The organism is Thermithiobacillus tepidarius DSM 3134 (genome assembly GCF_000423825.1).
GTDB lineage: Bacteria > Pseudomonadota > Gammaproteobacteria > Acidithiobacillales > Thermithiobacillaceae > Thermithiobacillus > Thermithiobacillus tepidarius.
The window spans coordinates 1-26,943 of the sequence record NZ_AUIS01000030.1 but is presented as its reverse complement, the minus strand read 5'-3'; the positions used below and the strand labels follow the sequence as shown (position 1 = coordinate 26,943).

The 26,943-nt window shown below is 66.3% G+C and carries 33 protein-coding genes, 2 tRNA genes and 1 pseudogene; 24 read left to right on the top strand and 12 right to left on the bottom strand.

The window, feature by feature from the left end; all coding sequences use genetic code 11:
- A partial coding sequence (locus G579_RS0112175; protein ID WP_028990403.1) for an IS5 family transposase occupies positions 1 to 283 on the top strand: 283 nt, incomplete at its 5' end.
- A gap of 75 nt (positions 284 to 358) precedes the next feature.
- Here G579_RS0112175 and G579_RS19740 read toward each other — a convergent pair.
- The 3 genes and pseudogenes from G579_RS19740 to G579_RS0112165 form a co-directional block, all read right to left on the bottom strand.
- Positions 359 to 964, bottom strand: a pseudogene (locus tag G579_RS19740) (tyrosine-type recombinase/integrase); the annotation flags it as partial.
- A complete protein-coding gene (locus tag G579_RS19735) occupies positions 898 to 1,257 on the bottom strand; it encodes an Arm DNA-binding domain-containing protein (protein WP_408033224.1) in 360 nt (119 codons plus the stop codon). The pseudogene G579_RS19740 and the gene G579_RS19735, both read right to left, overlap by 67 nt.
- Positions 1,258 to 1,407: 150 nt before the next feature.
- A tRNA-Val gene (locus G579_RS0112165) sits at positions 1,408 to 1,482 on the bottom strand.
- Between the two features lie 138 nt (positions 1,483 to 1,620).
- On the opposite strand from G579_RS0112165, the gene G579_RS17405 reads away from it, so the two are divergent.
- Positions 1,621 to 2,439: a uracil-DNA glycosylase gene (locus G579_RS17405; protein ID WP_038019827.1), complete on the top strand. Its 819-nt coding sequence runs from the start codon at positions 1,621 to 1,623 to the stop codon at positions 2,437 to 2,439.
- On the opposite strand, the gene G579_RS0112155 is transcribed toward G579_RS17405, so the two are convergent.
- Positions 2,417 to 3,244, bottom strand: coding sequence for a cytochrome C assembly family protein (locus tag G579_RS0112155; RefSeq protein WP_155989848.1), 828 nt, complete (start codon positions 3,242 to 3,244; stop codon positions 2,417 to 2,419). The two genes, G579_RS17405 and G579_RS0112155, sit on opposite strands and share 23 nt — an antisense overlap.
- Positions 3,245 to 3,383: 139 nt before the next feature.
- Here G579_RS0112155 and ffh point away from each other — a divergent pair, with 139 nt between their 5' ends.
- The 8 genes from ffh (at position 3,384) to xerD (ending at position 9,660) form a co-directional block, all read left to right on the top strand.
- The gene (gene ffh, locus G579_RS0112150; RefSeq protein WP_028990400.1) at positions 3,384 to 4,751 is read left to right on the top strand and encodes a signal recognition particle protein; all 1,368 of its coding nucleotides are present in this window, start codon (positions 3,384 to 3,386) and stop codon (positions 4,749 to 4,751) included.
- Positions 4,752 to 4,876: 125 nt separating this feature from the next.
- Entirely contained in the window at positions 4,877 to 5,125 is a 249-nt protein-coding gene (gene rpsP, locus G579_RS0112145) for a 30S ribosomal protein S16 (protein ID WP_028990399.1), read from the top strand.
- A gap of 7 nt (positions 5,126 to 5,132) precedes the next feature.
- Positions 5,133 to 5,651, top strand: a complete 519-nt coding sequence (gene rimM / locus G579_RS0112140; RefSeq protein ID WP_028990398.1) for a ribosome maturation factor RimM — start codon at positions 5,133 to 5,135, stop codon at positions 5,649 to 5,651.
- Positions 5,652 to 5,789: 138 nt separating this feature from the next.
- Positions 5,790 to 6,542, top strand: a complete 753-nt coding sequence (trmD, locus tag G579_RS0112135) for a tRNA (guanosine(37)-N1)-methyltransferase TrmD (RefSeq protein WP_028990397.1) — start codon at positions 5,790 to 5,792, stop codon at positions 6,540 to 6,542.
- A 71-nt stretch (positions 6,543 to 6,613) separates the two neighbouring features.
- Positions 6,614 to 6,961, top strand: coding sequence for a 50S ribosomal protein L19 (rplS, locus tag G579_RS0112130; RefSeq protein WP_028990396.1), 348 nt, complete (start codon positions 6,614 to 6,616; stop codon positions 6,959 to 6,961).
- Between the two features lie 15 nt (positions 6,962 to 6,976).
- Positions 6,977 to 8,203 carry a hypothetical protein gene (locus G579_RS17400; RefSeq protein ID WP_051181554.1) on the top strand — a complete coding sequence of 409 codons (1,227 nt, stop codon included), beginning with the start codon at positions 6,977 to 6,979 and terminating at the stop codon, positions 8,201 to 8,203.
- Positions 8,190 to 8,741, top strand: coding sequence for a methylated-DNA--[protein]-cysteine S-methyltransferase (locus G579_RS19540; RefSeq protein WP_081662770.1), 552 nt, complete (start codon positions 8,190 to 8,192; stop codon positions 8,739 to 8,741). The genes G579_RS17400 and G579_RS19540 overlap by 14 nt, the downstream gene beginning before the upstream one ends.
- Positions 8,731 to 9,660, top strand: coding sequence for a site-specific tyrosine recombinase XerD (gene xerD, locus G579_RS0112115; RefSeq protein ID WP_051181558.1), 930 nt, complete (start codon positions 8,731 to 8,733; stop codon positions 9,658 to 9,660). Before G579_RS19540 ends, xerD begins: the two co-directional genes overlap by 11 nt.
- A 524-nt stretch (positions 9,661 to 10,184) precedes the next feature.
- Here xerD and folD read toward each other — a convergent pair.
- Positions 10,185 to 11,036, bottom strand: a complete 852-nt coding sequence (folD, locus tag G579_RS0112110; RefSeq protein ID WP_028990393.1) for a bifunctional methylenetetrahydrofolate dehydrogenase/methenyltetrahydrofolate cyclohydrolase FolD — start codon at positions 11,034 to 11,036, stop codon at positions 10,185 to 10,187.
- 133 nt (positions 11,037 to 11,169) lie between these two features.
- On the opposite strand from folD, the gene G579_RS17395 reads away from it, so the two are divergent.
- Complete coding sequence (locus tag G579_RS17395; protein ID WP_051181552.1) at positions 11,170 to 11,730, top strand: histidine phosphatase family protein; 561 nt, start codon at positions 11,170 to 11,172, stop codon at positions 11,728 to 11,730.
- 43 nt (positions 11,731 to 11,773) lie between these two features.
- Entirely contained in the window at positions 11,774 to 12,061 is a 288-nt protein-coding gene (locus G579_RS0112100) for an Lrp/AsnC family transcriptional regulator (RefSeq protein WP_028990392.1), read from the top strand.
- Positions 12,062 to 12,098: 37 nt separating this feature from the next.
- Here the strand turns inward: G579_RS0112100 and G579_RS0112095 are convergent, their stop codons facing one another.
- Positions 12,099 to 13,694 (bottom strand): ABC-F family ATPase, encoded by a 1,596-nt coding sequence (locus tag G579_RS0112095; RefSeq protein ID WP_028990391.1) that lies wholly within the window; start codon positions 13,692 to 13,694, stop codon positions 12,099 to 12,101.
- Positions 13,695 to 13,792: 98 nt separating this feature from the next.
- Between G579_RS0112095 and G579_RS17390 the strand changes: the two genes are divergently transcribed.
- Entirely contained in the window at positions 13,793 to 14,041 is a 249-nt protein-coding gene (locus tag G579_RS17390; RefSeq protein WP_051181549.1) for a hypothetical protein, read from the top strand.
- A gap of 11 nt (positions 14,042 to 14,052) precedes the next feature.
- Here the strand turns inward: G579_RS17390 and G579_RS0112085 are convergent, their stop codons facing one another.
- Positions 14,053 to 15,333 (bottom strand): NRAMP family divalent metal transporter, encoded by a 1,281-nt coding sequence (locus G579_RS0112085; protein ID WP_028990390.1) that lies wholly within the window; start codon positions 15,331 to 15,333, stop codon positions 14,053 to 14,055.
- Between the two features lie 211 nt (positions 15,334 to 15,544).
- Here G579_RS0112085 and G579_RS0112080 point away from each other — a divergent pair, with 211 nt between their 5' ends.
- Together G579_RS0112080 and G579_RS0112075 are read left to right on the top strand one after the other, a co-directional pair.
- A complete protein-coding gene (locus G579_RS0112080; protein ID WP_028990389.1) occupies positions 15,545 to 15,778 on the top strand; it encodes a hypothetical protein in 234 nt (77 codons plus the stop codon).
- A gap of 59 nt (positions 15,779 to 15,837) precedes the next feature.
- The gene (locus G579_RS0112075; RefSeq protein ID WP_155989847.1) at positions 15,838 to 16,533 is read left to right on the top strand and encodes a SagB/ThcOx family dehydrogenase; all 696 of its coding nucleotides are present in this window, start codon (positions 15,838 to 15,840) and stop codon (positions 16,531 to 16,533) included.
- Here G579_RS0112075 and G579_RS17385 read toward each other — a convergent pair.
- On the bottom strand, positions 16,526 to 17,662 hold the full coding sequence (locus G579_RS17385; protein ID WP_211218735.1) for a mechanosensitive ion channel family protein: 1,137 nt from the start codon (positions 17,660 to 17,662) through the stop codon (positions 16,526 to 16,528). The two genes, G579_RS0112075 and G579_RS17385, sit on opposite strands and share 8 nt — an antisense overlap.
- Positions 17,663 to 17,722: 60 nt before the next feature.
- Positions 17,723 to 19,378 (bottom strand): DUF389 domain-containing protein, encoded by a 1,656-nt coding sequence (locus tag G579_RS17380; protein WP_051181547.1) that lies wholly within the window; start codon positions 19,376 to 19,378, stop codon positions 17,723 to 17,725.
- A 272-nt stretch (positions 19,379 to 19,650) separates the two neighbouring features.
- Between G579_RS17380 and G579_RS0112060 the strand changes: the two genes are divergently transcribed.
- From G579_RS0112060 to ablB, 3 genes are all read left to right on the top strand, one after another.
- On the top strand, positions 19,651 to 20,226 hold the full coding sequence (locus tag G579_RS0112060) for a MarR family winged helix-turn-helix transcriptional regulator (RefSeq protein ID WP_211218734.1): 576 nt from the start codon (positions 19,651 to 19,653) through the stop codon (positions 20,224 to 20,226).
- A 92-nt stretch (positions 20,227 to 20,318) separates the two neighbouring features.
- Complete coding sequence (locus tag G579_RS0112055; protein WP_211218733.1) at positions 20,319 to 21,779, top strand: KamA family radical SAM protein; 1,461 nt, start codon at positions 20,319 to 20,321, stop codon at positions 21,777 to 21,779.
- Positions 21,780 to 21,799: 20 nt separating this feature from the next.
- Positions 21,800 to 22,699 carry a putative beta-lysine N-acetyltransferase gene (ablB, locus tag G579_RS0112050; RefSeq protein WP_028990385.1) on the top strand — a complete coding sequence of 300 codons (900 nt, stop codon included), beginning with the start codon at positions 21,800 to 21,802 and terminating at the stop codon, positions 22,697 to 22,699.
- 47 nt (positions 22,700 to 22,746) lie between these two features.
- Here the strand turns inward: ablB and G579_RS0112045 are convergent.
- Positions 22,747 to 22,821 (bottom strand) — tRNA-Ser (locus G579_RS0112045).
- Between the two features lie 303 nt (positions 22,822 to 23,124).
- On the opposite strand from G579_RS0112045, the gene G579_RS0112040 reads away from it, so the two are divergent.
- Entirely contained in the window at positions 23,125 to 23,469 is a 345-nt protein-coding gene (locus G579_RS0112040; protein ID WP_028990384.1) for an HVO_A0114 family putative DNA-binding protein, read from the top strand.
- 114 nt (positions 23,470 to 23,583) lie between these two features.
- Here G579_RS0112040 and G579_RS0112035 read toward each other — a convergent pair whose 3' ends face one another.
- Positions 23,584 to 23,826, bottom strand: coding sequence for a hypothetical protein (locus G579_RS0112035; RefSeq protein WP_028990383.1), 243 nt, complete (start codon positions 23,824 to 23,826; stop codon positions 23,584 to 23,586).
- A gap of 96 nt (positions 23,827 to 23,922) precedes the next feature.
- Positions 23,923 to 24,471: a hypothetical protein gene (locus G579_RS19535; RefSeq protein ID WP_155989845.1), complete on the bottom strand. Its 549-nt coding sequence runs from the start codon at positions 24,469 to 24,471 to the stop codon at positions 23,923 to 23,925.
- Here G579_RS19535 and G579_RS19360 point away from each other — a divergent pair.
- The 5 genes from G579_RS19360 to G579_RS17370 form a co-directional block, all read left to right on the top strand.
- Positions 24,355 to 24,609: a BrnT family toxin gene (locus G579_RS19360; protein WP_230973849.1), complete on the top strand. Its 255-nt coding sequence runs from the start codon at positions 24,355 to 24,357 to the stop codon at positions 24,607 to 24,609. The genes G579_RS19535 and G579_RS19360 overlap by 117 nt on opposite strands.
- Complete coding sequence (locus G579_RS17375) at positions 24,557 to 24,853, top strand: BrnA antitoxin family protein (protein ID WP_211218732.1); 297 nt, start codon at positions 24,557 to 24,559, stop codon at positions 24,851 to 24,853. Before G579_RS19360 ends, G579_RS17375 begins: the two co-directional genes overlap by 53 nt.
- Before the next feature lie 369 nt (positions 24,854 to 25,222).
- On the top strand, positions 25,223 to 25,717 hold the full coding sequence (locus tag G579_RS18725) for a sigma factor (protein WP_081662767.1): 495 nt from the start codon (positions 25,223 to 25,225) through the stop codon (positions 25,715 to 25,717).
- Complete coding sequence (locus G579_RS0112015; RefSeq protein WP_028990379.1) at positions 25,714 to 26,361, top strand: hypothetical protein; 648 nt, start codon at positions 25,714 to 25,716, stop codon at positions 26,359 to 26,361. Before G579_RS18725 ends, G579_RS0112015 begins: the two co-directional genes overlap by 4 nt.
- Before the next feature lie 21 nt (positions 26,362 to 26,382).
- The coding region (locus G579_RS17370) for a hypothetical protein (protein ID WP_155989843.1) at positions 26,383 to 26,943 on the top strand (561 nt) is incomplete at its 3' end.

Sequence of the window (26,943 nt, the reverse complement as noted above, 5' to 3'; positions counted from 1 at the left end):
CCAGGATCAGCCGGCCGAATTCATCGTGGCCGACAAGGGCTACGATTCGGATGCCTTCGTCGAAACAATTACGACGCAGGGCGGTCAGGCGGTAATCCCGCCGCGTTCCAACCGACTCAACCCCCGCTCGTTCGACCGGCATATCTACAAGAGCCGCAATCTGATCGAGCGTTTCTTCGCTCGCATCAAGCAATTCAGACGCATCGCCACGCGTTACGACAAGCTCGCCCACTCCTTCCTGTCGTTCGTCCATCTGGCTTGTTCCATCGTCTGGTTGGCTTGATTGAGAACAGACCCTAGCGTATCCCACTCGGCGCAGGGCGGCATTGATGGCCGCTTCAGACAGGGGCACCTTGTCGGACCGAGCCCCTGGAAACACAAACCGACCGCGCCCGGTCAGGCAATGTAGGTCCCGCAGGATGGCAACCGCCTGAGTGGAAAGCGGAACAATGTGAGGCTGTTTCATTTTCATCCGTGGCCCCGGAATGGACCAGAGGACGGCATCCAGATCAAATTCCCGCCACTCCGCCTGCCGCAGTTCGCCAGGTCGCAGGAACACCAAGGGCGCCAGTCGCAGGATCGAGGCGACCACGAACGTCCCGGTAAACCCATCGATGGCGCGAAGCAAACCGCCCACGCCCGCCGGATCGGTGATGGCAGCGAAATGCCGTTTTCGGACCGGCGGCAACGCGCCCCGGAGATCGGCGGCGATGTCCCGATCCGCCCGCCCCGTGGCGATGGCATAACGAAAAACCTGCCCGCAGGTCTGCAATGCGCGGTGGGCGGTGTCCAGCGTGCGGCGCTCGATGCGGCGGACGACCTCCAGCAACTCAGGTGGCGTGATCTGGCCGATAGGACGGTCACCGAGCCAGGGAAACACGTCTTTCTCTAGGCGGGTTAGGACCTTTTCTGCATTGGATTCGGTCCAGCCAGACCGAAACCTGGCGTGCCACTCGCGCGCCACTGCCTCAAAATTGTTGGCGGCGGCCTCGATCCTGGCCGCCTTCTCGGGGCCCTGCGCTGCGCGCCCGGATCAATCCCGTTGGCCAGCAGGCGCCGGGCCTCATCCCGGCGATCCCGCGCGGCACGCAGACCAACATCCGGGTACACCCCGAGGGCGAGGCGTTTCTCCCGGCCGTCGTACCGGTACTTCCAGCGCCAGTACTTGCCACCGCTAGAACTGATCTCCAGATACATGCCGCGCTCATCGGCGAGGCGGTAGGTCTTGGCGCGGGGCTTGGCATTGCGGACGGTCATCTCAGTGAATGGGGGCATTTTTTTCGTCCTGAGCGCTCTGTCAAGGCACTGAATGCAACATGGCGCGCACAAGAAAAAACCCGCATGTGAGCATTCATGCGGGTTTGAGGGGCTTTTTGTGACCGGTCAGGAGGGCCGGAAACGGGGAATTGGTGGGTGGTGCAGGGATCGAACCTGCGACCCTTGCCGTGTGAAGGCAATGCTCTCCCGCTGAGCTAACCACCCGAGGAGGCGACATTCTACAGGGACGATCTCCCGCGGGTCAAGCGGGCATTGCCGGAACTTTGGCCCTGCTCGCGCTTCCTAAGCGGTTAAGGCAGTGTTTCCCTTGGCAGGCCGCCGTTCCTCGACTACCATTCGGCCATGACCAGGAAAACGCACGATCCGAAACGCCGGGCCGATTACCTGAAGGCCCTGGAGCTGGATCCCTTGTGGACGGTGAATCCGGAGGGGCCCTTGGCCGAGTGGGAGCGGCAGTCCAAAGCGGCAGACCCGCAAGCCGGCGCGCCTGCGCCAGCCAAGCCGGCTGCGGCCCTGGGCGCCGTCGACCTGGCGGCCGCCGAGGCGGCCAGCAAGCCCGATGCCCCGGATCGCGCCGGGATGATCGCGCGCATGAACTGGGAGACGCTGGAGGCCACCGTGGCGCGCTGCTGCGCCTGCCCCCTCTACCAGACCCGCACCCAGACGGTCTTCGGCGTGGGCGACCGCCACGCCGAGTGGCTCTTCGTCGGCGAGGCGCCGGGAGCGGAGGAGGATAAGCGCGGCGAGCCCTTCGTGGGCCGGGCGGGCAAGCTGCTGGACGCCATGTTGCAGGCCGTGGATCTCAAGCGCGGCGACAACGTCTACATCGCCAACGTGCTGAAGTCGCGGCCGCCGAACAACCGTGATCCGCTCGGCTACGAGGTGCAGCAGTGCGAGCCGTATCTGAAGCGGCAGGTGGCGCTGATCAAGCCGCGCATCATCGTCGCCCTCGGCCGCTTCGCGGTGCAGAGCCTGCTGCACGCGACCACGTCGCTGGGCCAGCTGCGCGGCCGGCCCCACACGTATGAGGGCATCCCGCTCATCGTCACCTATCATCCGGCCTACCTGCTGCGCAGCCCGCTGGACAAGCGCAAGGCGCTGGAAGACCTGCGCCTGGCGCAGCGGGTCTTCGCCGGGCTCAAGAAGGACGCTGCAGGATGAACTCCAGCACGATCTTCACGCCGAAATAGGCCAGCAGGATGATCCCGTAGCCGGACAGGGTCCAGCCCACCGCAGTGCGGGCGCGCCAGCCCCAGCGGGCGCGGCCCAGGAGCAGGATGGCGAAGACCAGCCAGGCGACCAGGGACAGCACGGTGTGGTGGTCCCAGACGAAGGGGCGGCCGAAGATGCGGTCGGCGAAGAGCGTGGCGCTCAGCAGGCTCAGGCTCAGCAGCACGAAGCCCGTCCAGATGATCTGGAACAGCACTTCCTCCATGTCCTGCAGCGGCGGCAGCAAGCGGAAGCTGGGCCCGAAGCGCTTGAGCCGCAGGCTGCGGTCCTGGATCCACAGCAGCACCCCTTGCCCCGCCGCCAGGGTGAGCAGGGCGTAGGCGGTGGTGGACACCAGGATATGGCCGAAGAGCAGCGGGTTGTCCGTCACGCGGATGGGCACCGTCGGCCCGCCGGAGAAGAGAGCCTGCCCCAGCAGCACCACGGCGGCGGCCGGCATCACTCCCAGGCCCAGAATGGCGAGCGGCCGCCAGGCGCTGGCGATCAGCAGCACCAGCGCGACGATCCAGGCGAAGAGCGACAGGGACAGGCCCAGATTCAGATTCAGGGCGCCGCTGGGCAGGATCAACTGCGGAAAGAGGGCGGCGCCGTGCAGGGCGACGGCGAGGGTGCCCAGGGGCAGGAGCTGGCGGCGCGTCGGCACGCGCTGCAGGCGCACGCGGCGGTATTCCTGCCAGGTAACGCCCAGGTAGGCGAGCAGGGCGCCCAATTGTAGCCAAAGCAGGGAGACTTGCATGATTTTGTGCACGGACTCTGGTGGTTTGTGGCGCTATCATCGCTTTTTTGGCGCCCCCAGATCAAGCCGCCGCGCGCTGTTCCCGCGCGGCCGTTTCCCTTAAAATAAGTCGATTCACGCTTGCCGGAAGACATGGTCCATGTTTGAAAATCTTACTCAAAGGCTGACCCAGACTTTCAAGAACCTGCGCGGCCAGGGCCGCTTGACGGAGGAGAACATCCAGGACGCCCTGCGCGAGGTGCGCATGGCGCTGCTGGAAGCCGACGTGGCGCTGCCGGTGGTCAAGGACTTCATCGCCAAGGTGCGCGAGCGGGCCCTGGGCCAGGAGGTCATGCAGAACCTGACCCCGGGGCAGGTCTTCGTCAAGATCGTCAACGACGAGCTCACCCATCTCATGGGCGACGCCAACGACAGCCTGCACCTGAGCGTCCGGCCGCCGGCGGTGGTACTGATGGCCGGCCTGCAGGGTTCCGGCAAGACCACCACCGTGGCCAAGCTGGGGCGCTGGCTGCGCGAGCGCGAGCGCAAGAAGGTGCTGGTGGTCAGCGCCGACGTCTACCGTCCGGCCGCCATCGACCAGCTCAAGACCCTGGCCGGTGAGGTGGGCGTGGAGTTCTTCCCCAGCCGGCCCGACCAGCCGCCCGTCGCCATCGCCCAGGGCGCGCTGGAGCATGCGCGCCGGCACGGCTTCGACGTGCTCATCGTCGACACGGCCGGTCGCCTGCACATCGACGAGCGGCTGATGGCGGAAATCCAGGATCTCTCCAAGACCCTGAACCCGGCCGAGATCCTCTTCGTGGTGGACAGCATGACCGGCCAGGATGCGGTGAACACCGCCAAGGCCTTCAACGAGGCCCTGCCGCTCACCGGCGTCATCCTGACCAAGACCGACGGCGACGCCCGCGGCGGCGCGGCCCTGTCCATCCGCGCCGTCACCGGCAAGCCCATCAAGTTCCTGGGCATCGGCGAAAAGACCGGCGCCCTGGAGCCCTTCTATCCCGACCGCGTCGCCTCCCGCATCCTGGGCATGGGCGACATCGTCACCCTGGTGGAGGACGTGCAGCGCCAGGTGGACCAGGAGCAGGCCGTGAAGATGGCCGAGAAGCTCAAGAAGGGCAAGGGCTTCGACCTGGAGGACTTCCGCGAGCAGTTGCGCCAGATCGAGAAGCTGGGCGGCGTCTCGTCCCTCTTGGACAAGCTGCCGGGCATGGGCGAGGTGCCGCCGGAAGTGATGGCGCAGATGAAGGACAACAAGCAGTTCAAGCGCCTGGAGGCGATCATCAACTCCATGACCCCGCAGGAGCGGCGCTATCCCCATATCATCAAAGGCTCGCGCAAGCGGCGCATCGCCATGGGCTCCGGCACCAACGTGCAGGAGGTCAACAAGCTGCTGAAGCAGTTCGATCAGATGCAGCGCGTGATGAAGAAGCTGGGCAAGGGCGGTTTGGGCAAGCTCATGGGCCGCTTCAATCCCAAGGCCATGCTGCCGGGCCGCGGCATGTTCTGAGGCACGCACGGCGGGCTTTCAATTCCGGCCCGCTTCAGGGTAAAATGCGCGATTTACACGGGCCCGCCGATCGGCGGCGGGCAAGACCGCACCAGTTTTGCTTATTTTCGGGAGAAAACGGATTCATGGTTACCATTCGCATGGCTCGTGGCGGCGCCAAGAAGCGGCCTTTCTACAACATCGTCGTGGCGGACAGCCGCAATGCCCGCGACGGCCGTTTCATCGAGCGCGTCGGCTTCTACAACCCCGTGGCCAAGCCCAGCGAGCTGCGCCTGGACAAGGAGCGCATCCAGTACTGGCTGAGCCAGGGCGCCAAGCCCTCGGATACCGTGGCCAATTTCCTGAAGGCGGAAGGCATCAAGGCCGGCGCCTGACCCTGCCATGAGCGCGGCGACGCCCGCGGATGCCGCCTGGGTTGTGCTTGGGCGCATCGAGGGCCTGTATGGCGTGGCCGGCATGGTGAAGGTGTATTCCTTCACCGACGCGCGCGCCGACATCCTGCGCTACCCGCAGTGGTGGCTGCAGCAGGGGCGGGACTGGCGGCCCTACCGGGTGGCCATGGGCCGCCAGCAGGGCAAGACGCTGGTGGCGCAACTGGAAGGCGTCGTGGACCGCGAGCAGGCGCGCGCCTTGCTCGGCCAGACCATCGCGGTGCCCCGGGAGCAGTTGCCGCCGCTGCCGCCGGGCGAGTACTACTGGTCGCAGCTGGAAGGGCTGCAGGTCTACAATCCGCAGGGCCAGCATCTGGGCCAGGTGGATCACCTTTTCGAGACCGGCGCCAATGACGTGCTGGTGGTGCGCGCCGTGGACGGCAGCGAGATCCTGATCCCGTACACCGTGGTGCAGGCGGTGGACTTGGCGGCGGGCCGCCTGGAGGCGGACTGGCAGCTGGACTACTAGCCGCTGCGCGAGCGGCAGGCGCAACATTCCTCCTGCCGAGGAGCGGGCGGGCGCGGGGGCGGTGCTATGGAAAGCCGTTCCTGCCCGCGCCGTGAATTTGGCAGCGGGACCGCTGAAGAGGACGGACAGGGGTTCCGGATGCGCTTCGACGTCATTACGATTTTCCCCGGCGTGGTGCAGGCCGTGCTCAGCGAGGGCGTGGTGGGGCGGGCGATGCAGCAGGGCCGCATTGCCGTGCAGTGCTGGAATCCGCGCGATTTCACCAGCGACCGCCATCGCACCGTGGATGACCGCCCCTTCGGCGGCGGGCCGGGCATGGTCATGAAAGCGGAGCCGCTGTTGGCCGCCACCGCCGCCGCCAAGGCGGCGAACCCGGAGGCGACGATCGTCTATCTCTCGCCCCAGGGCCGGCCCCTGGATCAGCGGGCCGTGGAGGATCTGGCGCGGCGGCCGGGCCTGATCCTGCTGGCGGGGCGCTACGAAGGCGTCGACGAGCGGGTGATCGAGGCCGCCGTGGATGAGGAGTGGTCCATCGGCGACTACGTGCTGTCCGGCGGTGAGCTGCCGGCGCTGGTGCTGATGGACGCGGTGAGCCGGCTCCTGCCGGGCACCCTGGGGCACCAGGAGTCGGCCGCCCAGGATTCCTTCAGCGCCGGGCTGCTGGACTGCCCGCATTACACCCGGCCCGAGCTGCTGGATGGACGGGCGGTGCCGGCGGTGCTGCTGTCCGGCGACCACGCCCGCATCGCCCGATGGCGACACAAGCAGGCGCTGGGACGGACCTGGGAGCGGCGCCCGGATCTCCTGGCGCGGCGGGAGTTGACGCCGCAGGAAGAGGCGTTGCTGACCGAATACCGGCAGGAGCGCGGGAAAGACGAGATTTCGCAGTAACACGAGGTCGCCGGATACGGGCGGGAGCACGGCACAGCCGGCCTCGACAGGTGGATTTTAAGGAGAGAGCCATGAGCAACATCATTGATCAGTTGAACCAGGAACAGATGCGCAGCGACATTCCCACCTTCGCCCCCGGCGACACGCTGGCCGTGCACGTGCGCGTGCGCGAAGGCGACCGCGAGCGCATCCAGATCTTCGAAGGGCTGTGCATCGCCCGCCGCAACCGCGGCTTCGATTCCTCCTTCACCGTGCGCAAGATTTCCAACGGCGAGGGCGTGGAGCGCGTGTTCCCGCTGCACTCCAAGATGATCGACAAGGTCGAGGTGAAGCGCCGCGGCGACGTGCGCCGGGCCAAGCTCTACTACCTGCGCGACCTGAGCGGCAAGGCCGCCCGCATCAAGGAAAAGCTGGGCTGAGCGCCGGCTGCCTGTATGTCCCAGGCGGTACCCCAGACGCTCACGCTGCGGCAGTGGCGGGACATGGACCCGGCGCAGCAGCGCCAGGCCTTGGAAGCGTCTTCCTCGCGACAGGGTGTCCTCGCGGACGCCCTGTCGGTTTTTGCGCCGCGCCTGCTGCACCGGCCGCCGGGGGATGAGATCTGGCATGCCTGGCTCGACCTGCTGATCCTGGCCGGCCATGGGGCGGCCATGCCGGCCGCACTGCTGCGCCACGTCCTGTTGGCCAGGCTGGCGGTGCTGGATCGGTTGCCGCAAGACGCGGCGGCAGCGTGGCCCAATTACGCCGTCTACCCCGCGCCGCAGCCCATGGACGTGGAGCTGGACCTGCTCAACCAGGCCTTGGAGCGCAAGGATCTCCAGGGCGTGGCCCTGCTGGGCCGCAGCATGGCCGGGGAGAGCGAGCCGCGCCGGCTCCTGGTCCGGCGTCTGCAGACCCAGGTCTGCGCCGACAATTTCCGTGAAGGGCAACGCCTCATTTTTGCCGACGCGGTGGCGGACCTGGAGACGGCGCTGGATGCGGAGGCTTTCACCGCCGTCTATCTGACTGCCGTATTCCTGCATTTCCAGTCCCCCGCGGGCGCCGCCGTCGTCGTGCCGGAAGGCCGCGCCAGCGGCGATCCGGATACCCAGACGCCGCTGCTGGTGTCCCTGCGCGCGCGCAATCTCTCCGCCTTCCTGCAGCGCATCCGCGCCCTGGGCGACGAGCCGGTGGCCGGCATGCGCCAGCTCCTGCTGGCCATGGCGCTGCTCATCCTCGAGCGCGGGGTGCCGGACGGCGAGGAGTGCCAGCGCCTGGCCCGCATCTATCTGCGCCTGGCGGCTTTGCTCAAGATGCACCATCCGAGCCGGCGTTTGGCCCGCCGTGCCTTTTTTGCCGCGGCGGTGCAGGTCTTCGAGCTGGCCGGCTGGACGCCCGATCCCCGCTGGCCGGACTACACCGCCCTGCTGCACGCCTACCAGGCGGCCGACGGCGGGACCATCCAAGGCCCGTTGCTCAGCTGGCAGGCGGGTCTGCACAGCCTGCGCAGCGGCCGCTTCGAGGAGTGGCTGCTGGAGTTGGCCGAGGTGGTCGGGACGCGGGAGAACGCTCCGCTCTTTTGGCCCGTCTGGGTGCAGGCTCGCCAAGCCATGGATCTGGCGGCCGGTCCCCTGGCCTGGGTCAACGCCCTGGTGCCTCTGCGCCTCTATGGAGACGCGTAAGGCCGGCCGGCACGATCGAGCAGGGCGCGGCGGCGGGCGCCGCGTCCAGGTGTTTGCCTCACCTCTCGGCCCGTTGGTCCTCCACGACGACGGCCATGCCCTGACCGCCCTGGATTACGGCGCGGCGCAACCGCCGCCGGCCGCCGCAGACAAGCCTTCCCCCCTCGCCGAACAGGCGCTCGCCGCCCTGCAAAGCTATTTCAGCGGGCCGCATGGCCCGGCCCAGGCCGACGGGCTGATGGCGGCTCTGCCGCTGGCGCCGGCGGGCACCCCGTTCCAGCGGCGCGTGTGGGCGAGCCTGCGCGCCATTCCGCCGGGGCAGACCCGCACCTACGGTGAGCTGGCGCGCGAGCTCGGCACCAGCGCCCGCGCCGTCGGTCAAGCCTGCCGCACCAATCCGTTGGCCATCCTGGTTCCCTGCCATCGGGTCGTCGCGGCTCACGGCCTGGGCGGCTACAGCGGGGCGGTTCAGGGCCAGGAACTGGAGCGGAAGACCTGGCTCCTGCGCCATGAAGGCGCCCTGCGCGATGGCCTCTGATCCCGCCCGGCTGGCGCCGGTGCTGAGCCCGGAAACGGAAGCGCTCATCGAGCGCTTTCTGGATGCCCTGTGGCTGGAGCGCAATTTGAGTGCCAACACGCTGAGCGCCTACCGGCAGGACCTGCGCGCGCTGGCCACCTTCCTGCAGGACCGCGGCGCGACGCTGCAGGCGGCCGGCCGCGGCGAGCTGCTGGCCTTTCTGAGCGAGCAGCTGCTGCGCGGCGCGGCGGCCCGCAGCACGGCGCGCGGCCTGTCCAGCATGCGGCGCTTCTATCGCTACCTGCTGCGCGAGGGCATGATCGAGGCCGATCCCAGTCTCCTGCTGGAGGCCCCCAAGCTGGGCCGCAGCCTGCCCAAGAGCCTGAGCGAGGCGGAGGTGGAGTGCCTGCTGCAGGCGCCCGACCCCAGCACGCCCCTGGGGCTGCGCGACTTGGCGATGCTGGAGCTGCTCTACGCCACCGGGCTGCGGGTATCGGAGCTGGTGGCGCTGCCGCTGCAGCAGCTCAATCTGGATGCCGGCGTGCTGCTGATCTTCGGCAAGGGACGCAAGGAGCGCCTGGTGCCGCTGGGAGAGGTGGCCGCCCTGGCGGTGCAGCGCTATCTCGACGAGGCGCGCCCCGTGCTGCTGAAGGGACGCCTCTGCCAAGCCCTGTTCGTGACGCGTTCCGCCACGGCCATGACGCGCCAGCGCTTCTGGCAGCAGATCCGCCACTACGCCCGGGCCGCCGGCATCGCAACGGAAATCTCCCCCCACACCCTGCGCCACGCCTTCGCCACCCACCTCCTGAACCACGGCGCGGACCTGCGCACGGTGCAGCTGCTGCTGGGCCACCAGAGCCTGAGCACGACGCAGATCTATACCCACGTGGCGCGGGCGCGCTTGAAGGAGCTGCATCGGCGGCATCATCCGCGGGGGTAGGGTGGGTTGGCTGAGTTTTTGAGCGGGCTGGCGCCCGCCGGTAGTTGGGTGTCGGGGATTGCCCGGCGGCAACCTGCTTTGCCGCTCATTGCGTTCGCTCTCGCCTGCGGCTCGCGGAAACGGGCAGCGCCCGCTTCATGAGGATCCGCAGGATCCGAAAGCGCAGCGGTAAACTCCCGCTGGTCGTTTTGCCACTCCCGTGGGCTGCTCTCGCCTGTGGCTCGCGCAACTCGACGGGACAACGGGGTGGAAACGGCAAAGGCAATCCCTGACCCCCGCTGTCGCCACCGGCTGTAGGAGGGAGCTGGCTCGCGATTGCTGGCCTATCGGCACAGTGGATCGCGGGCAAGCCCGCTCCCACGGTCCGTGAATCTGCGCGGCTTGGTTCGCTACATCGATGGCACGGCGCCCCTCTGTTCGGGAGCGGGCAGAGCGAGGGCGTGCGGATGGCTCGGGTGTGGCGATGGGCTCGGGATGATGTGCCGTGGCACGCCGGCGGCTGCTGCCCGGCTGGGGCGCTTCGGCTAGACGTGCCCTTCGGCCGCTTCCAGGGTGTTGAGCAGCAGGGTGGCGACGGTCATGGGGCCGACCCCGCCGGGGACCGGGGTGATCCAGCCAGCGCGCGCGGCGGCGGCGTCGAAGTCCACGTCGCCGACGAGCTTGCCCTCGGCAGTTCGATTGATGCCCACGTCGATGACCACGCTGCCCGGCTTGATCCACTCGCCGCGGATCAGCCCGGGCTTGCCCGCCGCCGCCACCAGGATGTCCGCCTGGCCGACGAAGCCGGCCAGGTCCTGGGTGAAGCGGTGGCACACGGTGACGGTGGCGCCGGCCAGCAGCAGTTCCAAGGCCATGGGCCGGCCGACGATGTTGGAGGCGCCGACCACCACGGCGTGGGTGCCCTTGACCGGTACTTGGGTGTGCTCCAGCAGGCGCATGATGCCGCGCGGCGTGCAGGGGCGCAGTTGCGGCAGGCGCAGGGCCAGGCGGCCGACGTTGTAGGGATGGAAGCCGTCCACGTCCTTGTCCGGGCGCACCGCCTCGATGATGGCCTCGGCATCGATGTGGCGGGGCAGGGGCAGTTGCACCAGGATGCCATCCACCCGCGGGTCGTCGTTGAGCTGCTGGATGAGATCGAGCAGCTGCGCCTCGGACGTTTCCGCGGGCAGGTCGTGGGCGAAGGAGGCGATCCCCACCTCCTCGCAGCTGTTGCGCTTGCTGCGCACGTAGACCTCCGAGGCGGGATTGTCGCCGACCAGCACCACCGCCAGCCCGGGCGTTCGTCCGTGGCGCGCCGCAAATTCGGCCACGCGCTCCGCCACTTCCGCGCGGATCGACGCCGCTATGGATTTGCCGTCAATGATCTGTGCACCCATGCCGCCCTCACGATTTAGCCAAGGGCGCATATCATCGCATGTCCGGGGGGCGGACTCCAAGCCGTACGGCCCCTTCAGCGGGGCGGCGCGAACGGGTATGCTGTGGCGCATCGTGCCGGGTTCTGGACGGGTCATGGAAATCATTCTCGCAAGACACGGGCGGTCGGCGCTCTTTGCCGCGGCTCCGCGCAGCCGGCAGCCGTTCTCGGCCTGGGCGCGCGCCTACGAGGCCAGCGGCATTGCCGGCTGTCCCGCGCCGCAGGCAGGCCAGCAGGGCCCGTTGCGGGAGCTTGGGCTTCTGGTCACGAGCGATTTGCGCCGAACCCTGGAATCCGCCCGCTGCCTGTGCGCCGGAGCGCCGCTGCTGGTGGACCCGCTCTTTCGGGAGGCGGGGCTGGGCAGCGCCTTTATGGAGGGCGTGCGGCTCGGGCCCCGCACCTGGGGGGCGCTGGCGCCCGCCCTGTGGCTGCTGGGCCTGCCGGCGGGGGCGGAGTCCTGGCGCGCGGTGCGGACGCGGGCGCAGCGTGCCGCCGCGTTGCTGATCGAGCAGGCCCAGCGGACGGACACGGTCATGCTGGTCGGCCACTTGATTTTCAACGCTTTTGTCGCCACAGAACTCAAAAAGCGCGGCTGGCGCGGGCCCGCGCTGCCGCGCAGCGGCTATTGGCAATGCAGCAGCTATCGTCGCGCCTGACGGGCGACCGGATGCAGACAGGACAAACGGAAAGGAGAAACCCATGGTGAACGCGCTGGTGATGCTGACGGTGGCAAGGGACAAGGTGAACGCGGTGGCCGAGCAGCTGGCGGAGATGCCGGGCATCAGCGAGGTCTATTCGGTGGCCGGCCGCTACGACCTGGTGGCGATCATCCGGGTGCGGGACAACGACAGCCTGGCGGAGCTGGTGACCAACCGGCTGCGGCAGGTGGAGGGTATTCTCAATTCGGAAACCCTCATCGCCTTCCGCGTCCATTCCCGCCATGACTTGGAAGCCATGTTCACCATCGGCACGGAAGAGGAGGGCTGAGCCGGGGCGCCGCGCGCCCCGGCAGCGGCCGTGCGGGTCAGGCGAGGCCTTGGCTGCGCAGATAGTCCTCGTAGCTGCCCACGTATTCCACCGCGCCCGCCGGCGTCAGCTCGATGATGCGGGTGGCCAGGCTGGACACGAATTCGCGGTCGTGGCTGACGAAGATCAGCGTGCCGGCGTATTTTTCCAGGGCCAGGTTGAGGGACTCGATGGATTCCATGTCCAGGTGGTTGGTGGGTTCATCCATGACCAGCACGTTGGGGCGCTGCAGGATCAGCTTGCCGAAGAGCATGCGGCCCTGCTCGCCGCCGGACAGCACCCGCACCGGCTTTTTCACCTCGTCGCCGGAGAAGAGCAGGCGCCCCAGGGTGCCGCGGATGACCTGCTCGTCGTCGCCGGGCCGCGCCCACTGCTGCATCCACTCGAAGAGGGTCAGGTCCGAGTCGAAATCGGCCGCGTGATCCTGGGCGAAGTAGCCGATATGGGCCTTTTCCGACCATTTGACGGTGCCGTGGTCGGGCGTCAGCTCGCCCACCAGCGTGCGCAGCAGGGTGGTCTTGCCGATGCCGTTGGGACCGATGACGGCCAGCCGTTCCCCGGCCTCCAGCAGCAGCTTCAGGCCGCTGAACAGCGGCTTGTCGTAGCCCTTGCTCAGTTCGCGCACTTCCAGGGCCATGCGGTGCAGCTTTTCCTTCTCGTCCAGATCGAAGCGGATGAAGGGGTTGACCCGGCTGGACGGCTTGATTTCTTCGAGCTTGATCTTCTCGATCTGGCGCGCCCGCGAGGTGGCCTGCCGCGCCTTCGAGGCATTGGCGGAGAAGCGGCTGACGAACTGCTGCAGCTCGGCGATTTGCGCCTTCTTCTTGGCGTTGTCGGCCAGTTGGCGCTCGCGCGCCTGGGTGGAGGCGAGCATGTAGTCGTCGTAGTTGCCGGGGTAGATGCGGATCTCGCCGTAGTCCAGGTCGGCCATGTGGGTGCAGACGCTGTTCAGGAAGTGGCGATCGTGGGAGATGATGATCATGGTGCTGTCGCGTTCGTTCAGCACGCCTTCCAGCCAGCGGATGGTGTTGATGTCCAGGTTGTTGGTGGGCTCGTCCAGGAGCAGGATGTCCGGGTCGGCGAAGAGGGCCTGGGCCAGTAGCACGCGCAGCTTGTAGCCCGGCGCCACGGCGCTCATCGGGCCGTCATGCAGCTCCAGGGGGATGCCGACGCCGAGCAGCAGCTCGCCCGCGCGCGATTCGGCCGTGTAGCCGTCCAGCTCGGCGAAGCGCACTTCGAGGTCCGCCACCCGCATGCCGTCCTCGGCGCTCATCTCCGGCAGGGCGTAGATGCGGTCGCGCTCGCGCTTGACCTCCCACAGTTCGGCGTGGCCCATGATGACCGTGTCCAGCACCCGGTAGTCCTCGAAGGCGAACTGGTCCTGGCGCAGCTTGCCCAGGCGTTCGCCGGGATCGATGCTGACGTTGCCGGCGCTGGGCTCCAGCTCGCCGCCGAGGATCTTGAGGAAGGTGGACTTGCCGCAGCCGTTGGCGCCGATGAGGCCGTAGCGGTTGCCGTCGCCGAATTTGACCGATACGTTTTCAAAGAGGGGCTTGGCCCCGAATTGCATGGTGATGTTGGCGGTTGAAATCAAAACGCGTGTCCCGGAACAGGTGGATTACGAAGCCCGGTATTTTACCATTTGCCGATGGCTGCGTCCCGCCTGTTCCATCACTTGATGGAGGAGGCCTCATGTCCGCTTCGCTGGAAGACTATTCCCTGGACGAGCTGAAGCTCGTCTACCGGCTGCTGCACGCCCAGCTGACCGCCCACCTGGAGCTCATGGACAGCGCGCTCCTGCATGATCTGCAAGCCTTGCTGCAGGCACACGCCAAGGCGGCCGGCGTGGATCTGGCCGATCACGGGCAGTGGGACGCCTGGCTGGGCAACGCCGCCACGCCCTGCGCCGAGCGCGTGGCCGAGCGCCGGACCCTGCGCTAGCTGCCTATTGCTCAGGCCAGCCAGTTGAGGATCAGGGCCACGGCGGCCGCCGCCATCACCGCCGTGGCCAGCCAGCCGACGATCAGCAGCCGGGGCGGCAGCACGAAGCGGCCCATGATCTTCGGCCGCATGGCCATGCGCATCATGAGCACCATGATGGGCACGGCCACCAGGCCATTGAGCACGGCACTCAGGTAGAGCGCCTGGATGGGGTTGATGTCGAGAAAATCGAAGCCCACGCCGACGAAGGTGGCGGCGGCGATGATGCCGTAGAACCCCTTGGCTTCCAGCGGCCGGCGCGCCAGCCCCACCGGCCATTTCAGGGCCTCGCCCACGGCGTAGGCCGCCGAGCCCGCCAGCACCGGCACGGCCAGGAGGCCGGTGCCGATGATGCCCAGGCTGAAGAGCAGAAAGGCGAACTGCCCGGCCACCGGCCGCAGGGCCTCGGCGGCCTGGGTGGCGGTCTGGATCTGCGTGCCGCCGTGGGCGTGCAGGGTGGCGGCCGCAGTGAGCATGATGAAGAAGGCGATGAGGTTGGAAAAGGCCATGCCGACGTAGGTATCGATGCGGATGCGCTGCAGTTGGGCCGGGGCTTGGCGGGGCGCCTTGCGCAGCGCCTCTTCGCCGGGGGTTTCCCGCTGCGTCTCCACCTCCTGGGAAGCCTGCCAGAAGAAGAGATAGGGGCTGATGGTGGTGCCGAAGAGCGCCACCAGGCCCATGAGGTAGTCGCTGCGGAAGATCACCGTCGGCACCAGGAATCCGTGCAGCACCTGCCCCCAGTCGATGCGGATCGCAAAGGCGGTGCCCACGTAGGCGAAGAGGGCGAGAGTGAGCCACTTCAGGACGCGGGTGTAGCTTTCGAAGTGCATGAAAACCTGCAGCAGCACCGAAACGATGGCGAAGAGCGCCGCGTAGAGCAACATGGGACCGCCGATCAGCAGGTGCAGCGCCGCGCCCATGGCGCCGATGTCGGCGCCCAGATTGATCACGTTGGCCAGCAGGAGCAGGGCGACGGTGCCGTAGAGCAGCCAGGGGGAATGATGGCGGCGGATGTTGCCGGCGATGCCATGGCCGGTGACCCGGCCGATGCGGGCGCAGATCTCCTGGATGCCGCCCATGAGCGGGTACAGGAACCAGGCCGTCCACAGCATCTGATAGCCGAACTGGGCGCCGACCTGGGAGTAGGTGGCGATGCCGCCCGGATCGTCGTCCGAAGCACCGGTGATGAGGCCGGGCCCGAGCTGGCGGAGCAGGCTGGGTTTCTTCCTGGGAAGGGCATCGGCAATGGCCATGGCGTCTCCTCCTGGTACTCCCCGAGTCTGGCAGGCGCGGCCTGCCGCTGCCATCCACCGAACGTGGAATGCCGAGTTGCGGGGCTAATCTCTTCGTTGGATACGGCGGCGCTTTGGCCGTGCTAAGGTGATCCGGCAAGCCGAATCCGTTTCGTCCTGCAAAAGCCCTGTGCCGGCCAGTCGCAGGACCCAGCCAACGAGAGGTGAAGCCATGGCGAGATGCGAAATGTGCGGCAACGACTACGACAAGGCCTTTACGGTGACCATGGACGGTCACTCGCACACCTTCGACAGCTTCGAGTGCGCGATCCACAGCCTGGCGCCCAGTTGCGCCCACTGCGGCTGCAGAGTGGTCGGGCATGGGGTGGAGGCGAACGGCACCATCTACTGTTGCGCCAACTGCGCTCATCAGGAAGGGGTCAAGGGCCTCGAGGACCGCGTCTAAGCCGGTTCCTGCCGTCTGCTTGGTGTGGCAGCGGCTGCGCCGGCCGCCGGCGGGATGCCATGGACCGGATCATCCGGGCGGTTTGCGCCAGGCTGGGCATCCTCCTGCTCATTTTCCTGGCGTGGGCGGCGGCGAGCCACGCCGCACCCGCAGATGATGTTGGCCGGGTGCAGTTGCCGGCAGCGCGCTTGGATGGCGGGATGAGCGTGGAGCGCGCCTTGGCCGAGCGGCATTCGGTCCGGGATTGCGCGCCCGCGCCCCTGAGCCTGGCCGAAGCCGCCCAGCTTCTGTGGGCGGCGCAAGGCCGCAATGAGGCCGGCGGCCGGACCGCGCCTTCCGCCGGCGCGCTTTATCCCCTCGAACTGTACCTGGTCGCCGGCCGGGTGCGGGACCTGCCGCCCGGCGTCTATCGCTATCTCTCCCGGGATCACGCGTTGGCGAAGGTGCGCGATGGCGATCGGCGCGCCGCTCTGGCCGCCGCTGCTTTGGGCCAGGCCGCGGTCGCGGGGAGCGCGATGGTGCTCGTGCTGGCGGCGGATTATGCGCGTACGACGCGGAAGTACGGCCAGCGCGGGCAGCGCTACGTGCACCTGGAGGCGGGGCACGCCGCCCAGAACGTTTACCTGCAGGCGGCTGCCCTGCGCCTCGGCACCGTGGCCGTCGGTGCCTTCGACGACGATCGGGTGCGGCGGGTGCTCGGCCTGCCCGCCGCCGAGGAGCCCCTGTATCTCCTGCCCGTCGGGCGGCTCAGGTAGCCTGGGCTTGCGCTTTGCCCGCTGGGGCCGACGTCGCCGGCAGCAGGGCGGCTTTGGGCGCCGGCAGCGTTTCCACATGGAGGGTGCGGGTCGGATAGGCGAACTGGATGCCCTCTTCCTCGAAGCGCTTGAAGAGCCCCAGGTTGATGGCCTGCTGGATATCCATGTACAGGTTGTAATCGGGGCTCAGGACGAAGTAGACCACCTCGAAGCGCAGGTCGGAGTCGCCGAAGGCGCTGAAGTGGGCGCGGTCGAAGCGGGTCGGCCGCTGTGCCTCCACCAGTTCGCGCACCATGCCCGGGATGCGCGCCAGTTGCGCGTGCGGGGTCTGGTAGACCACGCCGAAGTTGAACACCACGCGCCGCTCGAACATGCGCTTGTAGTTGCGGATCTGCCCCTTCAGGAGCTCCGAATTGGAGAACACGATCTGCTCGCCGGACAGGCTGCGCACCCGCGTCGACTTCAGGCCAATGTGCTCGACCGTGCCCATCTTGTCGCCGACGATGATGAAGTCGCCGATGACGAAGGGCTTGTCCAGCACGATGGACAGGGAGGCGAAGAGGTCGCCGAGAATGTTCTGCACCGCCAGGGCGACCGCCACGCCGCCGATGCCCAGGCCCGCCACCAGCGCAGTCACATCCACGCCCACGTTGTCCAGGGCCAGCAGGGCGATCACCGTCCACAGCAGGATCCGGCCCACGATGCTGAGGGCCTGCAGGGTAGTGACGGCGCCGCCGTCCTCGGCGATGCGGTCCTGGATGTGGCGGTTGGCCAGGAAGGTGATGAAGTGGTTGCCCCAGATGGCCACCTGGATCAGGAAGGAGATGATGCCGATGGTGGCGACGATGCGCGCCTTGTCGGCGGGCAGGGTCAGCACCAGCGAGGCCAGATAGAGGGAAATGGCGAAAAGGAAGAAGAACTTGGCGTTCTTGATGATGGTGACCGCGAAGTCATCCAGATCCGTGCGGGTGCCGGCCGACATCCTGGCCAGGCGCTTGACCAGCATCCTCTGCAGGAGGCTCATCAGCACATAGGAAAGCACCCCGACCAGCAGGGCCGTCAGCCACACGCCGAGCGTGTTGCCGTAATAGATCTCTTTCAAGAAACCCAGTTGGCTTAGAAAATCCAATCTTATCCTCCTGAATGACGCGACGCTTTGCGAATCCTGCCCCGACCGTCGCCGCTGCCGTCAGTGGCGGGCGGGCACGACGCTGACCGGCGCCGGCGAGGTCGATGGCGCCTCGCCCGGCTCCAGATTGTGCGGGTACAGCAGCGCGACCCGGTAGGCGGCCGCGCCTTGCTCCTCTTCCTTGCGGCGCTGCTCGGCGCTCGGATAATCCACTGCCATGGACACCTGCAGGCCGGCCTGCCTGAGCAGCGCGGCCACGGTTTCGGCGCGGGCCATGGCCAGCTCCGGCGTCTTGCGGCCGTTTTCGTTGAGGCTGCCTTGGCCGACGTTGCGCACGGCGCGCACTCCCCAGCGGTTCAGGGCCCACAGATCCAGTTCGAGCGCCGCCCGGCCGGCGGGCGACAGGGCCGCCGAGGCGTGCTCGAAGGGGATCGGTTCCAGTGGGCGCGGGGGCGGAATGATGCTGATCTGCCAATCAGGATACTGGGTGCGCAGATGGCGTTCCAGGGCCCAAAGGGTACGCAGGTCGCCGCCATAGTCCGCGGCGATCAGGAAGCCGGCCCGGTGCGCCCGCTCGTCCACTTCGCCGAGCGCCACCGGAAACGGGATGGCGGCGCGCAGGCGCTTTTCCATCTCCGCCTGGGCCACCGCCGTGTCCTGCTGCTGCAGCAGAGCCCGCAGGCGCGCGCTGTTGTCCTGGGCCTGCAGGGTGGCGCGCCCTTCCAGGATTTGGTGCAGGGACAATTGCACCGGTTGCGCCAGGGACTGTTCGAGCTTGCGCTTCATCTGGCCCTGGAAGCCCTGCTCGTAGCGCGGCGTCAGCACCACCGCCGTCACTCCGATCTGTCCCTGCTTGCTCACGTTGATGTTGAGGCTGGTCAGCGCCGCCTTTCTGGCCAGCACCTCGGCGCGCAGCACGTCCTCGACCTGCTTGCTCACCCGCGTGGTGCGCACGCTGTCCTCCAGGGTGCGCACCAGGGGCACCGACAGCAGGGCCAGCACGAAGCCCGCGATGATCGTCTGCCACAGCAGCGGCCGGGACGTGTACAGCCGGCCGAAGCCGTACCAGATCGCCATGAAGGCGACGCTGAAGGCAATGGCGAGCATGTTGGTCAGAAAGAGAAAGAAGGCGCCGCGAAAAATGTCCAGCGCACCGGTGGCCAGCCCGTAGCCGGTGACCGCCAGCGGCGGCATCAGGGCGGTGGCGATGGCGACGCCGGCAATGGCGCCGCCCTGGCGGCGGATCACCGCATAGCCCGCCACCAGGCCGGAGAAGATAGCCACCAGCAGATCGAAAAGGTTGGGCTGGGTGCGGGCGAGAATCTCCGGCGTCGGCGGAATGAAGGGCGACAGCTTCACGATGAGTATCGAGGCCAGCAGCGCGCCGAGCACGCCGAAAGCCAGCGCCAAGGCGCTGCGCTTGGCCAGGACCACGTCCGTCTTGGCGATGGCGAAGCCGAACAGCACGATGGGTCCCATCAGCGGGGCGACCAGCATGGCGCCGATGACCACCGCTGGCGAACTGAGCAACAGCCCGAGGGTGGCAATGCCGCAGGAGGCGAAGACCAGAAAGAAATAACCGTGGCTGAGGCCGCCCTGGGCCGTCACCTGCTCGAGTACGGCAGCCTGATCGACCACCTGCACGTGCCGCTGCCACCAGGCGACGAAGAGCTGCTTCAGACGCTCGACGCTGCCGCTGGATCGGGTGCCTTGCATGGAATCTCCTGCTTGGAACGTGAACTGGAATAGGGGGCCGGCCGTTGCCTGCAGCATGGCTGCGTCGCTGCGACGGCGGGCCGGTACGCCGTATCGCCCCTGCTGGAGCGGACTGGGAGCTTACCATGCCCAAATCGGCGGCGCTGTTCAAGAGCGCCGCGCCGGCCCGGGCGGGATGACCTTGGGCTTGTTTTCGACTATAATGATTTCAACTCAAATAATTTCCATGCGATGTTTTTGCCCGTCGCAACGGAGCACCTCAGGAAGTCCGCATGTCCATTCAAGACGAGCAGCACGCCCACGTACCCGGGGCGGCCATGCCGGCGCCCACGGGCACGACAGGAGCCCCGGCTCCGTCCATTCCAAGTGCGCGCTATGACCTGCGCATCCTGCAATCGCTGCGTCAGATCATCCGCGCTATCGACCTGCACTCGCGCAAGCTGGCCGCCCTGCACCAGATCACCGGGCCGCAGCTGGTCTGCCTGCTGGCCGTGGTCGAGCACGAGCCGATCAGTGCCACGGCACTCAGCCAGCAGGTCTACCTGAGCGCCAGCACGGTGGTCGGCATCCTGGATCGGCTGGAAGAGCGCGGGCTGGTGCGCCGGGAGCGGCAGGCCAGGGACCGGCGCGTGGTGCTGGTGAGCGCGACGGAGCAGGGCAGGGCGCTCGCGCTGCGCGCCCCGTCGCCGTTGCAGGATACTCTGGCCGAAGCGCTCGCGGAGCTGCCGGAGCTGGAGCAGGCCGCCATCGCGCTGTCCCTGCAGCGCATCGTGGAGTTGATGCAGGCCCGGCACATCGATGCGTCGCCGATGCTGGATACCGGTCCCCTGGACCGCGAGGTCAAATAGCCTTCCCCGGCACGGCGCCGGTGCATCCATTTGCACAAGGAGTTCCACACGGGCAACGCAAGCCCTTTCCCCAGCACAGAAGAGGAGAACGCATGAAGCAATCGCAAAGCCAGGATCGGGTACTCGAATCAGCCAACGCGCTGGAGATGTCCACCGCCAGTGCCCTGCTCCAGGATTTGGCCGACGTGGAGGCGCCGCCGGCCCTGAAGGCGCCGGTGAATGACGAAGCGCTGGTCCACCGCGAATTCCTCGACGCCGAGTTCTGGCGCCGCATCCCGGCCTTCCGCCGGGTCGCCAAAGCGGAGTTCTGCGATCATCGCTTCCAGATCAGGCACAGCGTGCAGACCATCGAGCAGCTGCAGGAGCTGATCGCGCCGCTGGTGCCGCGCGCTTTTCTGGAAGACGTCGGTGCCGGCCTGCGCCAAGCGCCCATGAACCTGCGCATTTCGCCCTATCTGCTGAGCCTGATCGACTGGGACAACCCCTACGACGACCCCATCCGCATCCAGTTCATTCCCGCGGCCTCCCGACGCTTGGCCGATCACCCTCGGCTGAGCTTCGATTCCTTGAACGAACAGCAGGACGCACCCACGCCGAATCTGGTGCACCGCTATCATGACAAGGCTCTGTTCCTGCCGCTGGACGTCTGTCCCGTGTACTGCCGCTTCTGCACCCGCAGCTACAGCATCGGTCCCGAGGCCGGCCACGACAAGCTCGCCGCTTTCCGCGCCAGCATGAAGGAGTGGCAGCCCGCCTTCGCCTATCTGGCCTCGCGCCCGGAAATCGAGGATGTGGTGATCTCCGGCGGCGATACCTACAACCTGTCCGCCAGCCGACTGCGCCTGATCGGCGAAACGCTGCTCGGCATCCCGCACATCCGCCGCCTGCGCTTCGCCAGCAAGGGGCCCGCGGTCATGCCGATGAAAATCCTGAGCGACTCGGCGTGGACGGACACCCTGCTTGACCTAGTCGACATGGGCCGGCAGCTCGGCAAGGAAGTCGCGCTCCATACCCATTTCAACTCGGTCAACGAGATCACCGACATCACCCGTGCGGCCATGCACAAGCTCTTCCAAGGCGGGATGACCGTGCGCAACCAGTCGGTGCTCATCCGCGGCGTGAACGACGAGGCCGATGCCATGGTACGGCTGGTGCGACAGCTGTCCTACATGAACGTGCAGCCCTACTACGTGTACCAGCACGACATGGTCAAGGGCGTGGAGGAACTGCGCACGCGCGTGCAGACCGCCGTCGAGCTGGAGCGTCAGGTGCGCGGCAGCACCGCGGGCTTCAACACGCCCACCTTCGTGACCGACGTGCCCGGAGGCGGCGGCAAGCGCGACGTGCACAGCTACGACTACTACGACGAGCTCACCGGCGTCAGCGTCTACCGCAGTCCGGCCGTCGATCCGGACAAGGTGTACCTGTATTTCGATCCGATTCATCTGTTGCCGGAGGCAGGGCGCCGGCGCTGGGCCGAGCCGCGGGAGCACGAGCGCATCGTGCAGGAGGCGGTCGAGGCAGCCGGCCTGAGTGCGCTGCAGCCGGCTTGAGCGCGGCAAGGAGGTCAAAGATGCGCTGTGCAGCAAGCAGCGAGCGGAACGAGGGCGCTTACCTGGCCGACGTGGTCGTGAACGGCAGCCGCTGGGAGGCCGTCTTCGACGCCCACAATCGCCGGATGAAGCTCTACGACATCGACCCCGCCGAATTCGCGGCGGGGCAGCCGGCCCTGCGCGCGGCGGCCGGCAAGCACGAGACGGAGGTCTTTTCCAAAGTCACGGTCTACGCGCGCGCCGGGGCCTACGCCCAGTGGCTGCAGCAAGGCTTTCGCAAGGAGGCCATCATCCGCGGTTTTTTCCGGGATGGCGCCGACGCCCACCTGTGGACGATCTATCCCGACGCCGCCCGCTGCCGCGACGTCCATGCGGCACGGCACGCCAGGACCCTGTCGCAGGCACTGGCCCGGGACCGGGTCGTCGAACGGCAGCCGCTGCCCGCCGGCTACGTCAGCCAGAGTGCGGTGGAAAAGGATGCCTGGGATCTGGCCGCGCTGCTGCGCGACACCTTCGACGATTATCCCACGCCGATCCACGGCGCCTACATCAAGGGCCAGATCGCCGCCGGCCGCAATTGCTTTCGCATCATCCGCGACGGCGACGGCGCGCTGGCGGCGGCGGCCTCGGCGGAGATGGACTTCCAGCGCATGACGGCGGAGCTGACCGACTGCATGACGCGTCCCGCCGACCGCGGCCGCGGCCTGATGAGCCGCCTCTTGTGCGAGCTGGAGCACGCCTTGCTGACGGAGCATGGCATTCGGCACTTCTACAGCATCGCCCGCGCCGACGAGGTCGGCATCAACTGCGTCTTTGCCAAGCACGGCTATGAATTCACCGGGCGGCTGATCAACAACTGCCGCATGCCGAACGGCTGGGAGTCCATGAACGTGTGGTGCAAGGCAGTGGATGCAGCGTGAGGTGCGGGGAATCGCGCGGGACTGAGACGCCCAGGACTGTGCTTGAATGGCGCCCCGGGCAGGAATCGAACCTGCGGCCTACCGCTTAGGAGGCGGATTTTTGGGCATTTTGTTACCGTGGCTTACCGAAAAATAACAAATAAATACAATAACATACATTCACAACGGTTCACGGCGTTTCCCGCCTTTTTAGGCTGTCAGTGTCCCAAAATTGTCCCAAAATGTCCCAAGGAGTTCCTGCTCTCGGGATTTGGCTCCCAGTCGCTTACGGTTACAAATATCGGCTCTACTATGGGCGCGGTGGCGAGCGGATCGTGGCTATGACAACGTACGCGGCAAGGGTGATCAGTGTCGTATGCCTTTACCACAGTCGCGCAGTTGCTGGCAGATTCCCAGGCAGACGTCCTACGCGAGGAGGGCAGGTCATGAGGAAAGTCATCATACAAGTGGAACGCCTGTCGCAAGGCTTCGAGCGTTTTCAGCAGGCATGGGAAACAGGCGCGCCCCAGGGCGAGTTCATTACCTTCGAGGATGTGGAAACCCTCTTGAAGACACTTACCAGCAAACGCTGGGAGCTGGTCAGCGTGTTACCGAAGCAGGGACCGATGAGCATCCGCGCGCTCGCGCGGGCACTTGGGCGCGACGTGAAGAACGTCCATACGGATGTGCAGGCGCTCAAGGAAATCGGCTTGGTGACGGACCATCCCACAGGTATCTGCGTTTCCTATGACGAGATTGAGGCGCACCTGGTGCTCAAATCCGCAGCATAGCGGTGCTGCTTTCACGCGTGGCGGCCAGGGACGTGTCCACATCGACAGTGCCCAGATCCCAACCGCTGGGTATCTCATTCGGGGGTTCCCCTAGGCTTTTCAGTCAGGCAGACCCTAGGGCTGCAACTCCAAGCGCCGCTCGATGCGCTCGATGCGTTCGTTCATCCGGTCAATGCGTACGCTGATTTCCGCATGGCTCTCGTCGAAGTGCGCCATGTCGCGCCGTAGCCCGGCGATCGCGAGCTCGACTCGTCCCGTGCGGTGGGTCAGCTCGCGCAGCTCGTCGCGAATCGCCGCGACATCGGTGCGAATCGCCTTGAGGTGTTCCAGAACCAGATTCTCGGTGTGGTCGGGCATGCTCTCCTCCGGGCTAGTCGCGCCTGCGCATCCCACCTGAAACGTGGCGCAGGTCTTTAAAAATTCTAACCCAAGCAGTGGGCTTTTGAAACTTGCTCAGCCGCCCGCCACGCGGATTTCCGCCCCCGTGCATAACCGTTTGAAAAGGTTATGAAAGGGGGAAATGTGGAACTGCTCACCATCGACGACCTGGCACGGATTCTGCGCATTCACCGGCGCACGCTGCAGAATCGCCTTTCTGTGGCGCCCGACACGTTGCCGCCGCCGCTGCGCCTGCCCGGCACGGCCGGACCGCGCTGGCGACCCCAGGATGTGCAAGCTTGGATTGATCAGCATGCCGCGGCCGCAACGCCGCGAACCGCAGCCCCAGCCCCAGCCCAGCCGGCGCGCCGCAGGGGGCGGCCTAAAAAAGCAGTTGCGCTTGCGCCGCGCCCGGAACCTTTCTGATGCCCGCTTGTCTGTAGTTACAGTCGTCGTTACAATGGCTTTATGCGTTTTGAATGGGATCCTCAAAAGAACATCAAAAACATCCAGGAACGCGGCATCGACTTTGCCGATGCCTGGGAGATGTTTGAAGGTCTCATGCTCATTGCCTCGGATGTTCGGCAGGATTATGGCGAAGACCGCTATATCGGCATGGGACATATCCGGGGACGGCTCATGGTGGTGGCGTACACCGAGCGCGCCCAGGGAACCATTAGGATCATCTCATTACGGAAGGCGAATACCCGTGAGCAAGCATACTTTGAAAAAACCCTCCAAGACCGACTGGAGAGGCGTTGACGCCATGCGGGATGAGGACATCGATTATTCCGAAATTCCCGAGCTGGGAGAGGCGTTTTTCAGGGAAGCCCTTGTCTGGCCAGGCCGTAAGCAGCAGATCACCTTGCGGCTTGATCCCGATGTGCTGAATTTTTTCCGGGCCCAAGGCAGGGGTTATCAAACGTGCATCAACCTCGTGTTACGGAAGTATATGCTGGCTCATCGCCGCGGGGAGGAATTCACCCCCCCACACGACGATGCTTGACTTTTTTGTTTTTTAAGGGATAATTAAGGATAGTTGCCGGCGCCGCCCATTGGGCTGCGCGACCTGCCGGGCTGGCCGCCGGCGAAATAAATACCTATCCTCACGCCGCCCCTTTGGCGGCTTGCACGCCGGCGCTGCTTCCTTTGGGAAGCAGCCTGGCCGACCGACGCGCAGGGCCACGGGCCGGCTGCGCGTCGGTCGGCCAGGTGCGCCCGCCATTCATGATCTTGGCCGACCGGCCAACCATTCCTTCGCTTTGGAAGAAACAAACCTTAATTGAATTTAAAGAATTTTACGATTTTGTTTTGATACCGGCCCGCTTTTGGGCCGTTTTTCATTTTCGGCCCTCCAATTTATGTTGGAGGCAACATGCAAGCTGTTGATTTTGCTGTAAAATTAATGCGTCACCCTTTCGTCGCCACCCTGGCCAGAAAGTACAATCTTGACCTTGAAGACGCGCGCCAAGAAGCCTTCCTGGTGGCCGCGGAACTGGCCCACAAATTTGACCCTAATCGCGGGGCCACCCTGGAAACCTTCCTTTTTTCCCATCTCCGCCGGCGCCTCCAGCGCCAAGCCCCGCTTTGCGCAGCAGAATTCGATGAAAATAAAGAAGTTACGTGCGCGGATGAAGAACAGGATCACCATCTGGGCGACGAAGAAATAATAATTAAGATTGCCGCCAGCTGGTCGTTTATGCATTTTAAAGTTGCTGATCTTGCACTGCAATCCCTTTCAACCAATGAAATAGCGGGAGAATTAAATGTTACGCCGCGCCGGGTCAGGCAGATAGTATCTGAGTTGTCCAGCATTACAGAAAAGGATAATGGTCAGCTTAGCCTGTTTGGTGGGGAGGGTGCGGCATGAACTTGGCAGAAATCCTGAATCTCGACATGCCCGGGGATGAAAAACTGCTTTTTGCAATTTTGTGCGCCAACGCCAGCGAGGGCGGCGAGGTGCGGATGCCGGTGGCGGTTGCGGCCCGGCAGGCCGGCATAGAAGAGGCCCGTGTCGCTGAAGCGCTGAAAAACCTCATCAAAAACAATCTCTTGCGGGAGGCGCCGCGTAAAAACGAGGGGTTGATCCAATGTTATTGTAGTAGTACAAGTAGTAGTGAGTATGTTGTTTTTTTTAAAAAAACTACTACTACTCTGGACCTAGGAATGCTTCCGCCGCCGCTGCGCCAGCCCGTGGCGGAAATGCTGGCAAAGGCGGGGCTCGAAGCGGCCCTGGACCAAGACCTGGTCGACGAGTTGGTCGGCCGCCTCCGGAGCGGCGCGATCAGGAACCCCGTGTTCTATTTCAGCGGGCTCGTGCGTAAGGCCCGCGCCGGGGAGTTTTTCTTCAGCCAGTTCGCCGCGCGCCAGCAGCGCCTGGCGCGGCATGCCGAGCCCTCGCGCAAGCCGGAGCCCGCACCTCCAGCACCGCCGGCGCTGCCCGAAAAATATCTTGCAGATCAAAGGGTTCAGCGGCTGCTGAAACTCGGGGCGGGCGGGGAGTCGCCCGCTTGACCGAGCGGGGTGGGGGTGGGCTTGCCGCAGGGGTACAAGCTGCCCAACGGCCAGGTGGTGGAGGCGGGGGTGAACTTCATCAGCCAGGGGGTGGGCCACAACCTGCCGTCGGCCGAGTACGTGTCCTTCCAGCACAGCGAAACCAAGTCGAGCTGGACCGGCCTGGCGATGATCGTGTTCACCGCGGTGCTGGTGGCGGTGACGGCGGGCGTGGCGGCCTACGCGGCGCCGGCGATGATGGCGGCTGTGACAGGTGGTGTCGCAACGAGTGCTGTCTCCGCTGCCGCAATGGGTGCCGCCGTCGGCGCCACCGCCAACTTCGCCTTCAACGCCCTCGCCTCGGGCGGCCACTACGGCCTGATGGGCACCAATGCCCAGGTCTTCGGCGGCCAGACCGACCTGGCGCCCAATACCCGCTCCGGCGCCTGGGATTACCGGCCGAGCCTCTACGCCGGCGACCGCAGCCTGGTGCAGTCCGACGCCCAGCAGGCGCCGGGCGCCTTCGGCGTCGGCTTCCAGCGCAACCAGCTCGCGCCCAGCCAGGCGGTCAGCAGCCCCGGCGTCCAGCGCAGCGGCGACACC